General features: G+C 70.4%; 10 protein-coding genes. 8 read left to right on the top strand and 2 right to left on the bottom strand.

Features of this window, described 5'->3' with window-relative positions:
- The first annotated feature begins 69 nt into the window (after positions 1 to 69).
- From HDC31_RS05090 to HDC31_RS05125, 8 genes are all read left to right on the top strand, one after another.
- Positions 70 to 1,461 carry an NtaA/DmoA family FMN-dependent monooxygenase gene (locus tag HDC31_RS05090; RefSeq protein ID WP_179515870.1) on the top strand — a complete coding sequence of 464 codons (1,392 nt, stop codon included), beginning with the start codon at positions 70 to 72 and terminating at the stop codon, positions 1,459 to 1,461.
- Between the two features lie 126 nt (positions 1,462 to 1,587).
- Positions 1,588 to 3,222 carry a TIGR04028 family ABC transporter substrate-binding protein gene (locus HDC31_RS05095; protein ID WP_179515871.1) on the top strand — a complete coding sequence of 545 codons (1,635 nt, stop codon included), beginning with the start codon at positions 1,588 to 1,590 and terminating at the stop codon, positions 3,220 to 3,222.
- A gap of 16 nt (positions 3,223 to 3,238) precedes the next feature.
- A complete protein-coding gene (locus HDC31_RS05100; RefSeq protein ID WP_113680624.1) occupies positions 3,239 to 4,219 on the top strand; it encodes an ABC transporter permease in 981 nt (326 codons plus the stop codon).
- Entirely contained in the window at positions 4,216 to 5,112 is an 897-nt protein-coding gene (locus HDC31_RS05105) for an ABC transporter permease (protein WP_046749746.1), read from the top strand. The genes HDC31_RS05100 and HDC31_RS05105 overlap by 4 nt, the downstream gene beginning before the upstream one ends.
- On the top strand, positions 5,109 to 6,725 hold the full coding sequence (locus HDC31_RS05110; protein WP_113680623.1) for an ABC transporter ATP-binding protein: 1,617 nt from the start codon (positions 5,109 to 5,111) through the stop codon (positions 6,723 to 6,725). Before HDC31_RS05105 ends, HDC31_RS05110 begins: the two co-directional genes overlap by 4 nt.
- Positions 6,722 to 7,777, top strand: a complete 1,056-nt coding sequence (locus HDC31_RS05115) for a putative FMN-dependent luciferase-like monooxygenase (protein ID WP_113680622.1) — start codon at positions 6,722 to 6,724, stop codon at positions 7,775 to 7,777. The genes HDC31_RS05110 and HDC31_RS05115 overlap by 4 nt, the downstream gene beginning before the upstream one ends.
- A complete protein-coding gene (locus HDC31_RS05120; protein WP_113680621.1) occupies positions 7,774 to 8,415 on the top strand; it encodes a CMD domain protein in 642 nt (213 codons plus the stop codon). Before HDC31_RS05115 ends, HDC31_RS05120 begins: the two co-directional genes overlap by 4 nt.
- Positions 8,412 to 9,020 (top strand): alkylhydroperoxidase domain protein, encoded by a 609-nt coding sequence (locus HDC31_RS05125; protein ID WP_113680620.1) that lies wholly within the window; start codon positions 8,412 to 8,414, stop codon positions 9,018 to 9,020. Before HDC31_RS05120 ends, HDC31_RS05125 begins: the two co-directional genes overlap by 4 nt.
- Positions 9,021 to 9,055: 35 nt before the next feature.
- On the opposite strand, the gene HDC31_RS05130 is transcribed toward HDC31_RS05125, so the two are convergent.
- Positions 9,056 to 10,000: an NADP-dependent oxidoreductase gene (locus HDC31_RS05130; protein WP_113680619.1), complete on the bottom strand. Its 945-nt coding sequence runs from the start codon at positions 9,998 to 10,000 to the stop codon at positions 9,056 to 9,058.
- A gap of 40 nt (positions 10,001 to 10,040) precedes the next feature.
- Positions 10,041 to 14,000, bottom strand: a complete 3,960-nt coding sequence (gene hrpA / locus HDC31_RS05135; RefSeq protein WP_179515872.1) for an ATP-dependent RNA helicase HrpA — start codon at positions 13,998 to 14,000, stop codon at positions 10,041 to 10,043.
- Positions 14,001 to 14,018: the final 18 nt, after the last annotated feature.

Below are 14,018 nucleotides of genomic sequence, written 5' to 3' on the forward strand. Positions count from 1 at the left end.
GTTACATCCCGTGACGCCCGGCATCGACGCCATGGCAGCGGGTGGGGAGCGGCTCATACCGTGACGGGCATGACCGAACCCCTCATCATCGGCGCCATGGTGCGCACCCTCGGCGCGTATCCCTCGGGTTGGCGGCAGCCAGGGGCGCACCGCGACCCTGCGAGAGACGCCGACATCCTGCGCCACATCGCGCGAGAGGGAGAGGATGCCGGGCTCGACTATCTGTTCTTCGGCGACTGGCTCGCCACGGGGCCCGACCTGGAGTTCCGCGATCCGTATCTGCTGGCGCGCATCGACCCCGTGAGCGCTGTGCTCTTCCTCGCGGGAGTGACCTCGCGGATCGGCCTGATCGCCACGGTGAACACGACCTACGCCGACCCGTACACGACCGCGCGGTCGCTCGCCTCGCTCGACGTGCTCACCCGCGGCCGTGCCGGTATCAACCTCGTCACCGGCGCCGAGCCGCGCGCGGCCGGGAACCACGGTCGCGACGCGCACGCCGACAACGAGACCCGCTACGACCGGGCGGAGGAGTTCGTCGAAGCCCTGCGCCGGCTGTGGGATTCGTGGGGCGAGGACGCCTGGATCGCCGACGCCGATCGTGGGGTGCTGATCGATCCGGAGGGGCTGCGCGCCGCCGAGCTGCGGGGCGCTCAGGTGCGGGTCGCCGGGCCGCTCAACGTCGCTCGACCTCCGCAGGGCCGGATCCCGATCGTGCATGCCGGCACATCGCCGCGGTCGAGGGCGCTCGCGGCGACCGCGGCCGATCTCGCCCTGACCGCCGCACCAACGCTGGCGGACGCCATCGCCACACGACGGCTGCTGCGGGACATCGCCGCCGAGTCCGGACGCTCGCCCGATGCGCTGAAGGTGATCGCGCCGGTGCTCCCGGTCGTCGCGGACACGGATGCCGATGCTCGTCGCATCGTGGAGCGGCTGCTCGCCTTGGTGCCGCTCGCCGAGGGGCACCAGGCGGCGCGGACGGCGTTTCCGCTGAACCGCAGCATCGCCGCGCTCGCCGACGCGTTCGACGTTCCGGTCGACGACCCGCTGCGCTCCGCCACCTTCGATGCGCCGGTGACTGCCGCGGAAGCACTCCGGCTGGGCGCGCGCGGTGCGGCGCTGATCGAACGTCTCGCCCTCATCGCCGGGCTGAACGTCTCCGGGGGCGGGACCGCCGATCCCCTCACCTGGCGGCACCTGGTCGCCGCGCACGCGGTGCCGGCCGCCTTCGTCGTCGGTGACGCGGGAACCATCGCCGATCATTTCGAGACCTGGCGGGAGGAAGGCGGGGCGGACGGGTTCAACGTGCTGTCGGCTTTCCAACCGGCGCAGTTCGAGGCGTTCACGCGTAACGCGGCGCCGGAGTTGCGCCGTCGCGGGCTGCTGCGAAGCGAGGAGCAGGGCGACGGGACCACACTCCGCGACCGCCTGCGCATTACGTCGTATGTCGACGCATGACGACCGGCGTCGCCCGGGTCGCGCGTTCCCGCCCCTGATTCCTACCGTGAAGTCACCTCAACGCACGGCATCTCGACACACAGCACCTCACCCGAAGCATCACACCCGAAACCTGGAGAACCACCCATGAACCGTCGCCTCCTCCGCGCCGCCGCCATCGCGGTGCCGCTCATCCTGGCGGGAAGCCTCGCCGCCTGCGTGTCGACGCCCGCCCCGGCGAACTCTCCCGCCGAAGGCGGCGAACCCGTAAAGGGTGGAACGCTCACGTACCTCGAGCACCAGGCCTACACGAACCTGTATCCGCCGCAGGCCGGCTTCTACCCCAACGGCGGCATCGTGAACAACATCGCGGCCCGCCTGACCTGGCAGAACCCTGACACGCTCGAGATCGAGCCGTGGATCGCCTCCGACTGGACCGTGAACGACGACGCGACCGAGTACACGTTCAACCTGAACCCCGACGTGACGTTCTCGGACGGCACGGTGCTCGACGCCGCGGCAGTGAAGAAGAACTTCGACACCTACGGCCTGGGCGATGCGGAACGGGGCCTGACCGTCTCCGAGGCGATCAACAACTACGCCAGCAGCGAGGTGGTCGACGACGACACCGTGACGTTCCACTTCTCCGCACCGTCCCCCGGGTTCCTGCAGGCGACCTCGACCATCAACTCGGGTCTGCTGTCGCCGGAGACGCTCGACGGCACGATCGAGGACTTCGGCGCGGGCAACGCCGCCGAGATCATCGGGTCCGGTCCGTTCACGGTCACGGGGGAGAAGCTCGGCACCGAGTACACGCTGACCGCGCGCGACGACTACGACTGGGGCCCCGACAGCGTCGACAACGACGGGCGCCCCTACCTCGACGCCGTGCATGTGCTGATCACGCCCGAGGACTCGGTGCGCATCGGCTCGCTTCTGGCCGGTCAGGCCGACTACGTCCGCTATGTGCAGGCGTTCGACGAGGATCGTGTCGAGGCGGCAGGCTTCACGCTCTACGCCCCGCAGACCCGCGGCGTGAACAACTCGATCGCGCTGCGACCGGAGAACCCGCTGCTGTCCGACATCCGCGTGCGCCAGGCGATCATCGCCGCGGTGAACGCGCAGGAGGTCGTCGACACGCTGTTCACCGAGAACTACCCGGTGGCGACGTCGGTGCTCTCTTCCCAGGCGCTCGGCTACAAGGACGAGTCGAAGCACTACGCCTACGACCCGAAGAAGGCCGAGAAGCTGCTCGACGAGGCCGGCTGGGAGCCCGGCGCCGACGGCATCCGCGAGAAGGATGGCGAGCGCCTCTCGATCACGGTGTACGAGGCGAAGCCGCAGCCGCTGTCGAAGCAGACCCTGGAGCTCGTGGCGCAGCAGCTGGCGAAGGTGGGTGTCGAGCTCTCGGTCAAGCCCGGTGATGCCGGAAGCTACGCCGAGGACACGCGCGACCCGCTCAAGACCGGCTTCTACCACTCGATGGTCGGACGCGCGGATCTGGACGTGATCAAGAGCCAGTACTTCACGAAGAACCGCGATGTGCTGATCTCGAAGGACGCGAAGCTCGATGAACTGCTGCTCGCCGTGGCCTCAGAGCCGGACGCCGACAAGCGCGTCGCCGCATCGCAGGCCGTGCAGGACTACATCGCCGAGCAGGCCTACGTGATCCCGCTCTTCGAGGAGCCGCAGGTGTACGGCACCGCGACCTACGTGCACGGCGTCGCCTTCGAGTCGGTCGGACGCCCGACGTTCTCCGGCGTCTGGCTCGCCGAGCACTGATCGGGATGGTGCGTCGATGAGTTTCGTCCTCCGACGAGCCGGGCAGGCCGCGATCGTTCTGATCGCGGCCTTCACGGCCACGTTCTTCCTGCTGCAGCTGCTGCCGGGCGATGCGATCCTGATCAAGTTCTCCGATCCCAGCCTCGGGCTGTCCCCGGATCAGCTCGACAGCATCCGAGCCACCTACGGCACGGATCTGCCGTGGTGGGAGCAGTACGTGCACGCGGGGCTCGGGTTCCTCGCCGGGGACTTCGGCTACTCCACGCAGTTCGGCACGCCCGTGCTGACGATGCTCGCGGAGGCGCTCCCCGCGACGCTGCTGCTCGCGTCCCTCGGGCTCCTCGTCGCTCTGCTCCTGGCCGTGCTGATCGCCGGACTCTCCTCGCTCGCCCCGTTCGCCTGGCTTCGCGACGGACTTAGTCAGGTGCCCGGTCTCTTCGTCGCGGTGCCGGTCTTCTGGCTCGGCATCCTGCTCATCCAGGTGTTCTCGTTCGGGCTCGGCTGGGTGCCGATCGTCGGGGCCGACCCGGTGAGCGGACTCATCCTGCCCGTGCTGACCCTCGCCGTGCCGATCTCGGCTCCGCTGGCGCAGGTGCTGGTCCGCGCGATCGATCAGGTGCAGGCGCAGCCGTTCGTCACGGTGGTCCGGGCGAAGGGGGCCCCGCCGCTGTGGGTGCTCACGCGCTCCGTCGCCCGCAACGCCGCCGTGCCGACCCTGACGATCGCCGGTGTGCTGTTCGGGGAACTCGTCGGGGGAGCCGTCGTCACCGAGACGGTGTTCGGCCGCACGGGCATCGGCCGTCTCACCGAGCAGGCCGTCGCGAACCAGGACATCCCGGTGCTGCAGGGTGTGGTGCTGCTCTCGGCGCTCGGCTTCGTCGTCATCAGCTTCGCCGTCGACCTCGTCACGCCGCTCATCGACCCGCGTCAGCGCGCGGTCGCGCGCTCCACCGCGTCCGTCGCCGCCCGCTCCGCGCCTCAGGAGGTGCCCGCATGACCGCTCCCGTGATCGCTGCGACGAGTGTCGAACCGGACTCCGAGCCGACACCGACCGTCCCCGAGCTTCCGCGGACCCCTCGCCGCCCTGGCCGTCTGCGCGGCCGCGCCTGGGGGCTGTATCTCGCGTTCGCCGTGGTCGCCGTCGCTGTGTTGTGGGCGGTCATCCCCGGCGTGTTCGCGCCCGGCGACCCGCTCACCGGTGTGCCGGCCGACAAGCTGCTGCCGCCGAGTGCCGCGCATTGGTTCGGCACCGACACCCTCGGCCGTGATCTGTTCGGCCGTGTCGTGCACGGTGCCGTGCACTCGCTCTCGGGCGCGCTGATCGCCGTCACGGTGGGTCTCGCCCTCGGCACGGTTCTCGGCGCGATAGCCGGAGCCGTGGGCGGGGTGGTGGACGACGTGCTGATGCGCATCGTCGACGTGCTGCTCGCGATTCCCGGGCTGCTCCTGTCCCTCTCGGTGATCATCCTGCTCGGATTCGGCACGGTCAACGCCGCCCTCGCCGTGGGACTCGGCAGCGTCGCGGCGTTCGCGCGGCTGATGCGCGCCGAGGTCGCCCGGGTGCGGCGCACCGAGTACGTCGAGGCCGCCTTCGGCAGCGGTGCCACCTTCTTGGCCGTGCTGCGTCGACACGTGCTTCCCAACTCCCTCACCCCCATCGTCGCGCTCGCCGCCCTGCAGTTCGGGACGGCGATCCTCGCCATCTCGACGCTCGGGTTCCTCGGCTACGGCGCTCCGCCACCCACCCCGGAATGGGGACTGCTGATCGCCGAGGGTCGCAACTACGTGGGCACCGCCTGGTGGCTCACGGCATTGCCGGGTCTCATCGTCGTCGCGGTCGTGCTCAGCGCCAACCGCATCAGCCACCGCATCGGAAGGGGCACGCGATGAGCGTTCTGACCGCATCGGATCTGCGCATCTCCTACGGGGGTCGTGAAGTCGTGCACGGCGTCTCCTTCGAGATCGGCGAGGGGGAGACCCTCGCCCTCGTCGGGGAGTCGGGGTCGGGCAAGTCCACGACCGCCCACGCGCTCCTCGGGCTCCTCCCCGCAGGGGGCAGGGTCGACGGCGGGACGGTCGTCCTGGGCGACCTCGACATCTCAGGGTGGTCCGATCGTGCGCTGCGCGGCATCCGCGGTGCGGAGATCGGCCTGGTCCCGCAGGATCCGACGACCTCCCTCGACCCGGTGCGTCCGGTCGGCAAGCAGGTCGAGGAGATCCTGCGCCTGCATGGGCATCGGGATCGGCGCTCGCGTCGTGCACGGGCCATCGAGCTGCTCGACCGTGTCGGTATCGACGACCCGGATCTGCGGGCGCGTCAGTATCCGCACGAGCTCTCCGGAGGCATGCGGCAGCGTGTGCTGATCGCGACCGCGATCGCCCTGCGACCCCGCCTGCTGATCGCCGACGAGCCCACCAGTGCCCTCGACGCCACGGTGCAGCGCAAGGTGCTCGATCTGCTCGACGAGCTGCAGCGCGAGGAGGGCACCAGCATCCTGCTCGTGACCCACGATCTGGGCGTTGCCGCCGATCGGGCGGAGCGACTCGTCGTGCTCAAGGACGGCCGGATCGTGGAGCAGGGGCGGAGCGAGGAGGTGCTCGCCGCACCGACGGACCCGTACACGCGTCAGCTGCTCGCCGATGCTCCCGCGTTCACGACCGGCTTCCGGCGTCCGGACGCCCCGCCGTTCCTGCGGGATGCCGCAGCCGTCGCCGCGGAGAACCCGTACGCGATCGTCGCCGAAGGGCTTGTGAAGGAGTTCCGCGTCGCCGGCCGGGAGCGGTTCCGCGGTGTCGACGACGTCTCGTTCCGGGTTCGCCGCGGTACCACCCACGCGCTCGTCGGCGAATCGGGGTCGGGGAAGACCACGACGGCGCGACTGGTCACGCGCTTCCATCAGCCGGACGCCGGGACCATCGAGGTCGCCGGAGAAGACGTGACCCACGCGAAGCGCGAGCAGCTGCGAGCGCTGCGCCGCCGTGTGCAGCTCGTCTACCAGAACCCGTTCGCCTCGCTGGATCCCCGCCAGCAGATCGTCGACATCGTCGCGGAGCCGCTGCAGAACTTCCAGGTCGGATCTCGCGCCGAGCGCAGCGAACGCGCGCTCGCTCTCCTCGACCGGGTCGCGCTCCCGTCCGACGTCGCGCGGCGCACCCCGCGCGAACTCTCGGGCGGACAGCGGCAGCGTGTCGCGATCGCGAGGGCCCTCGCGATCGATCCCGAGGTCGTGGTGCTCGACGAGGCGGTGTCGGCGCTGGACGTGACCGTGCAGGCGCGCATCCTGGAACTGCTCACCTCGCTGCAGGCGGAGCTCGGGCTCACCTACCTGTTCATCTCGCACGACCTCGCCGTCGTGCGCAGGATCAGTCACACGGTCTCGGTGATGCGCCGCGGCCGGATCGTGGAGGAGGGGCAGACGGAAGACCTCTTCCGCGACCCGCAGCACGAGTACACCAGGGAGTTGCTGGCAGCGGTCCCCGGACGAACGGAGATCGTCGTATGACCACCGGATCCGCCCCTTCGACCGGGCCCACCGTCGCGTTCTTCACGCGTCTGCTCGACGACGCGTCTCCTGCCGAGAGGTATGCGCTCGCCACCTCGCAGATCCAGCAGGCGGAGCGCCACGGGATCAGGAGAGCCTGGGTCGCACAGCATCATTTCCACGCGGCCGAGGGTGGTCTGCCGTCGCCGCTGGTGTTCCTCGCGCACGCGGCCGCCGTCACGAGTGACATCCGACTGGGGACCGGCGTGATCACCCTGCCGTTGGAGGACCCGGTGCGGGTGGCCGAGGATGCCGTGGTCGCAGATCTGCTCTCCGGGGGGCGAGTGGATCTGGGCCTCGGCAGCGGCGGCACCCCGTCGTCGTTCGTGCCGTTCGGGGAGGATGTGCGAGACAAGGCGGTGACCTACGACCGCAAGCTGCGCACGCTCCTCGACGGACTCGCCGGTCGCGACGTCGGCGCGGGCAACACGCTCTACCCGGATGCGGGAGACCTCGCCGACCGTGTGTGGCAGGCCACCTTCTCCGCTCCCGGCGGTCACCGCGCCGGCATCCACGGGCACGGGCTCCTGCTCTCCCGCACTCAGCCGCGCAGGCCCGACCGCCTGCACGCCCCCTTGTCCGAGCTGCAGGACCCGATCATCGACGCGTACCTCGAGGCACTGCCGGTCGGGGTGACTCCGCGGATCACCGCCTCGCGCACCGTGTTCGTCGCGGATGACCGCGCCGAGGCTCTGCGGTTCGCCGAGGTCGGTCTGCGTCGGGCGGCGGAGGGCTTCCGTCGGCAGGGCCAGACCATCCCCGGTGACGACATCGACGAGTTGATAGCCGCGCTCGACACGCATCTGGGCACGCCAGAGCAGGTTGCCGAGTCGCTCGCCGCCGACGCCACCCTCACCCGCGCGACAGAGGTGGCCTTCCAGGTGCACTCGGTCGATGCGCCGCACGAGCACGTGCTGCGCTCGATCGCACTGTTCGCCGACGAGGTCGCCCCGGCCCTCGGCTACGCCATCGCGGAGACAGCAAACACCGAGACGATCAAGGAGAACGCATGACCGACGACAACGTCCTCACGGACGACACCGTGGACCGGATCGTGGGGGTGACGCCGGAGCTGGACGAACTGCGCCGCCGCCGTCCGGTCACCAGAGAGCAGCTGCAGGCGAGCTTCGACGCCCTCTTCCGACCGGTCACGGTCGCGCATGTGTCGCAGGCGGAGCGCGAGCTCGTCGCAGCCTTCGCCACCGGACTCGCCGGCGTCGACGATGCGACAGCGGCGTTCTATGCCGCCCGCGCACGCGAGGCCGATCCGGAGCGGGCGGGAGCAGTGCTCGCCGAGGCAGCCGGGGCGTCGACGAGCGGTCCGTTCGGCGCCTACACCGAACTCGGCCTGCAGTCCGAGAACACGGAGGGCGAACGGTATGAGCCCGATGGTGCCGTGACCGCCGTCATCGGCGAGCGCCTCGCCGCAGCCCTCGCGCACACGCACCTGCTCGTGTTCCGGCCCCGTGAAGCGTCGGGCGCCGATCTCGGGCGACTGCTCGATGCCGGGTGGTCGACCGAGGGGATCGTCACGCTGTCCCAGCTGGTGTCGTTCCTCGCCTTCCAGCAGCGGGTCGTCACCGGACTCCGTGCGCTCGCCGCTGCAGGACTCACCGCCCAGACCGAGATCTCCGAGGAGGAGGCCGCATGACCGCCGCACAGACCGTGCTCCGGCACGACGACGCCCCGCACCCGCACGCCTTCACCCGCGGAGAGGTGGGCTGGGTCCCGCATCTCGAGCCCCTCGCGGAGGAGGAGCTGACGCCACGGCACTACGACGGACTCGTCGATGCCGCGCGGGCGAAGAACGACTACTTCCGGTTGCTGGCCCGTGACCCCGAGGTGCTCAAGGCGCGGACACTCGTCGACAAGGACATCTTCTACAACGTCGCCGAGGGTCTGCCGCGCGCCGACCGCGAGCTGGCGGCGACCGCAGCATCACGGCGCAACGGGTGCGTGTTCTGCGCCTCGGTGCATTCCCGCTTCGCCGCGCACCACAGCAAGCGGGTCGAGGACGTCGACCTGCTGTTGGACGAGGGGGTCGACGCCGATCTCGGCGAGCGCTGGAACGCGATCGTGGCCGCGTCGGTCGCGCTCACCGACACTCCGAGCCGATTCGGGGAGCACGAGATCGCCCGGCTGCGGGCGGCAGGACTCGACGACCTGGAGGTCGCTGATGTCATCCACGGCGCGGCGTTCTTCAACTGGGCGAACCGCCTGATGCTGTCGATCGGTCGGCCGGTCGCTCCCGCCTGACCCTCGCTCTCGGCTACAGAAGCAGCCGCTCTGCGCTACGGGAGCAGGATGATCTTGCCCGAGGCGGCGCCGGATTCCATGAGCTCATGGGCCTGCGCCGCCTCGGCGAGCGGCAGCTGAGGGCCGAGCTCGATCGTGAAGTCGCCGGCGTCGAGGAGGGCGATCGTCTCGGGCAGGGCCTCGGCTCGCCAGGCGAGCTCCTGCGTGGTCAGCGGGACGGGCGAGCCGCCGGAGAACGCCCGGATGCCGAAGGATGCCGCATCCGGCCCTCGCACGATCGTCGCGATGCGCTCACGGTCGGCGACGAGCGCCAGCGACGCCTCGATCGCCTCATCGGTGCCGGCGCAGTCGAGCACCACGGTCACGGGTGACGGAGCGACGGCTCGCACCCGGTCGAGCAGACCATCACCGTAGGCGACGGGGATCGCCCCGAGCTCGCGCAGCTGGTCGTGGCGGGCGGGGCTTCCTGTGGCGATCACGGTGGCACCCCAGGCGACGGCGAACTGCACGGCGGCCTGGCCGACGGATCCGGAACCGCCGTGCACCAGCAGCACGTCGCCCTCGGTCACTCCCAGCGACCGCAGCGACTGGTAGGCGGTGCCCGCGGGGATGCCGATCCCGGCGCCCTCGGCCGTCGTGACCGAGTCGGGGAGCTTCGCGAGCTTCTCGGTCGCGATCGCGAGCGCCGAGGCGTAGGTGCCGTTCCCGTCGCGGATGGCCACCCGGTCGCCGACGGCGAGATCGTCGACCCCTTCGCCCAGCACCTCGACGATGCCGGCGCCGTCGAAGCCGACAGGACGCGGCTCGGTGATCGGCGGGGACGGGCGCTTGCCGCCCCGCAGCTTGGCGTCGATCGGGTTCGCTCCCGCCGCCTCGATCCGCACGACGACCTCACCGCGTGCGGCGACCGGATCCGGGATCTCGATCAGGTGGAGGACAGCGGGGGAGCCGATTTCGGTGTAGACGATCGCGCGAGCCATGCGTTCAGGCTACCCGGGGTACGCGGGGCCCGGTCTCGGGTCAGCGGCCGGAGAGGACCTTCATGATGCGCTGAGGCGACACCGGCTGCGCGGTGCCCAGACGCTGTGCGAACACACTCACGCGATACTCCTCGAGCAGCCAGCGCACCTCGACGAGCGCGGGCGTCGCGTCGGGGGCGAGGGGGATGGTGCCGCCCGCGTCTTGGAACGCCTTCGCCATCCGCTCGTACTCGGTCATGCGCGCGCGGTCCTTGCCCGGCTCGCTCGCCAGAGTCTTCAAGCGGTCCAGCATCCCCTCCAGATAGCGGGGGAAGTGCGCGAGGCGCTCGGCTCCCGCGGCGGAGACGAATCCCGGGTGCAGCAGGCCGCTCAGCTGGGTGCGGATGTCGTTCAGTGGTCCGAGCAGGGCGAGCGAGTTCTGCGACTTGATGCCGCGCTCGACGTCCCGGGACTTGGTGAGGATGCGTGCGACCAGCGACACGCAGGTGAACAGCTCGTCGACGAGCACGGCGGAGACCGCGTCCCGCACCCGGTCGAAATCGGCCTCGTTGCGCACGATCCCTTCCGGCACGAGGCTCTGGATGACCTTTCTGGCCACTGCCGCGCGGCAGTCTTCGATGAGTGCGGCCGCTGAGGGATACGGCGAGGCTGCGAGCGCCAGCTTCTCCTGGCTCGTGAGGTGCTCCTGCACGTACGAGGACGGAGAGGGGACGCCCAGCAGCACGAGCCGCAGCACGCCGTCGCGCGTCGCCGCTGCCGCCGCGTCGGGGGTGGATTCGACACGCACCGACACCGTCTTGCCCTGATCGACGACGGCCGGGTAGCCGCGGACCACCCCTCCGGCGACGCGGGTGTCGAGCACCTCCGGCAGCTCCCCGAAAGTCCAGGCCGTGAGACCGGTCTGCTCGAGCGACGCGGCGGCGATGCGTTCGACGCCCTCGCCCGGGGTGCCGCGTTTCGCGCCGGGGGCGCCGGAGCGGGGAGGGGCGGCGATCGAGCGGGCGACGCTGCTGCGAGCGCGGTCGGAGAGCTGCGTCTGCAGGGCACGCAGATCGCGTCCGGAGCCGACCACCCTGCCGCGCTCGTCCACGGCGCGGAAGTTCATGCGCAGATGCGGGGGCACCCGTTCATCGTCGAAGTCGGCGGCGGAGACCAGTTGATTGGCGAGCGGCTGGATGCGACGGGCGAGGGCTTCCCTGAGCGTGCGCGGGGGCAGACCGCCGTGCGACTCCGGCCCTTCGTCGATGAGCTCGGCACCGAACTTCTCCGCCCAGTCGGCCGCGGGCACCACGTGGCGACGGATGGCCTTGGGGAGAGCGCGCAGCAGGCCGGTCACGAGCTCGGCACGCAGGCCGGGAACCTGCCAGTCGAAGCCGCGATCCTCGATCTGGGCGAGCAGGGGCAGGGGCACGACGACGCTCACTCCGTCGTCGTCGGCGCCCGGCTCGAATCGGTAGGCGAGGCCGAGCACCTGATCGCCCTGCGTCCACCGGGTCGGGAACTCGCGCTGATCCGCGCGCTCCTCGTCGTCGATCAGGTCGCTCTCGCGCATCACGAGCAGCTTCGGCGTGGCCGCCATGGCCTCGCGCCACCAGCTCTCGAACGAGCGCACATCGAAAACCTCGGCGGGGATGCGTTCGTCGTAGAAACGGAACACGGCCTCGTCGCCCGAGAGGATGTCGCGGCGGCGCTCGCGCTCCTCCAGCTTCTCGAGGCGCTTGCGCAGCTCGGCGTTGCTGCGCCAGAACGCACTCACCCTCTTGTCGATCCGCGTCGGATCCCACTCGCCCTCGACCAGCGCGTGCCGCACGAACAGCTCGCGTGAGGCGGCTCTGTCGATGCGCGCGAACTGCACGCGCCTGCGCGGGATGATCTCGAGCCCGAAGAGCGTCACCTTCTCGAACGCGACAGCGGCCGCCGCATCCTTGGACCAGTGCGGCTCGGTCACCTGGCGCTTGGCCAGATCCCCGGCGAGGGGTTCGGCCCAGGCCGGATCGATCGCGGCGACCGTGCGTGCGAACGTGCGGGAGGTCTCGACGATCTCGGCGGCGATCACCGCGCGCGGGCTCTTCTTGCGCAGCCCGGAGCCGGGGAAGATCGAGAAGCGGATACCTCGGGCTCCGCGATACTCCGCGATGCGCCGACCCTTCTGCTCCTTCGCGGGGGCGTGCGTCTTGCCGGCGGGGGCGGTGCGCTCGTCGAGGATGCCGATCTGCGAGAGCAGGCCGGAGAGCAGGGCGCGGTGGATCGCATCGGGGTCGCTGGCGCCCCCGCCCTCCCCGTCACGGTCGTTCGTCTTCACGAGGGTGCGGAGCTGGCGGTGCACATCGAACCACTCGCGCACCCGCACGTAGTTGAGGTGCTCGGAGCGGCAGAGTCGACGGAACGCGCTCGAACCGAGCTCGCGCTGCTGCTCACGCAGGTGGTTCCACAGGTTCAGCAGGGTCAGGAAGTCGCTGGTCGGGTCGACGAACCGCGCATGCAGGCGGTCGGCCTCCTCCCGACGCTCTTCTGGCCGCTCCCGCACGTCCTGGATCGTCATGCCGGAGACGATCGCGAGCACGTCGCGTGTCACAGACGAGTGGGTCGGCGAACCCGTCGAAGGGCGCCCCGCCTCGATCAGCATGCGTGCGAACCGCGGATCGATCGGCATGCGCGAGATCTCGCGGCCGATGCGGGTCAGGTGCGGGGATCCGTCCCTGCGCGACGCCTCGACGGCGCCGAGCTCGGTGAGCAGGTCGAACGCGGCCTTCACCCCACGGGAGTCGGGCGGGGTGAGGAACGGGAACGCCGTGATGTCGCCGAAGCCCAGCGACAGCATCTGCAGGATGACCGAGGCCAGCGAGGTGCGCAGGATCTCGGGCTCGGTGTACTCCGGCCGCCTGTCGTAGTCGTCCTCTGAGTACAGGCGGATCGCGATGCCGTCGCTCGTGCGGCCTGCGCGACCGGAACGCTGGTTGGCCGAGGCCTGCGAGACGGGCTCGATCGGAAGCCGCTGCACCTTGGAGCGGTTGCTGTAGCGGGAGATGCGCGCCGTGCCGGTGTCGATCACGTACTTGATGCCGGGCACGGTGAGGCTCGTCTCGGCCACGTTGGTGGCGAGGATCACCCGACGGCGCACGCCGGCCACCCTGCTGCGTTCGAACACCCGATGCTGGTCGGCGGCGGAGAGGCGGCCGAACAGCGGCAGCACCTCGGTGGGGGAGCGGTCGTTCGCGTAGGCGCCGCGCACCGCGTCCGCGGCGTCGCGGATCTCGGCCTCACCGGGGAGGAAGACGAGCACGTCTCCCGGCGGTTCACGGTCGAGCTCCCGCAGGGCGGAGACGATCGCCGACACCTCGTCCTCCGGCTCGGCAGGCGAGCTCTCGTCGTCCGCATCCTCGACCGGCCCGCGGTAACGGATCTCCACCGGATAGGTGCGGCCGGAGACCTCGATGATCGGGGCGGGGGTTCCGTCGCCGCCGGTCTCCGAGGGAGCGGCGAAGTGCTTCGCGAAGCTCTCCGGATCGATCGTCGCGGAGGTGATGATCACCTTCAGATCCGGACGCTCCGGAAGGATGCGGGCGAGGTAGCCGAGCAGGAAGTCGACGTTGAGGGAGCGCTCGTGCGCTTCGTCGATGATGATCGTGTCGTAGCGCGTGAGCAGACGGTCGCGGTGGATCTCGTTGAGGAGGATGCCGTCGGTCATCAGGGCGATGCGCGTGGCGTCGGACACCTTGTCGGTGAAGCGCACCTTGTAGCCGACGATCGTGCCGAGCTCGACCTGCAGCTCTTCGGCCACGCGCTCCGCGATCGTGCGTGCGGCCAGGCGACGGGGCTGGGTGTGCGCGATGCGCTCGCGCCCGAGCTCGAGAGCGATCTTCGGCAGCTGCGTGGTCTTTCCCGATCCCGTGGCACCGGCGACGATCACGACCTGATGGTCGCGGATGGCGTCGGCGATCTCGGCCCTCGCCGCACTGACCGGCAGCTCGGGGGGATAGGAGATCACGGGAGAAGACATAGCCCTCCATCGTATGCC

It is taken from the genome of Microbacterium sp. JAI119 (assembly GCF_013410135.1).
In the GTDB taxonomy this organism is placed as follows: domain Bacteria; phylum Actinomycetota; class Actinomycetes; order Actinomycetales; family Microbacteriaceae; genus Microbacterium; species Microbacterium oxydans.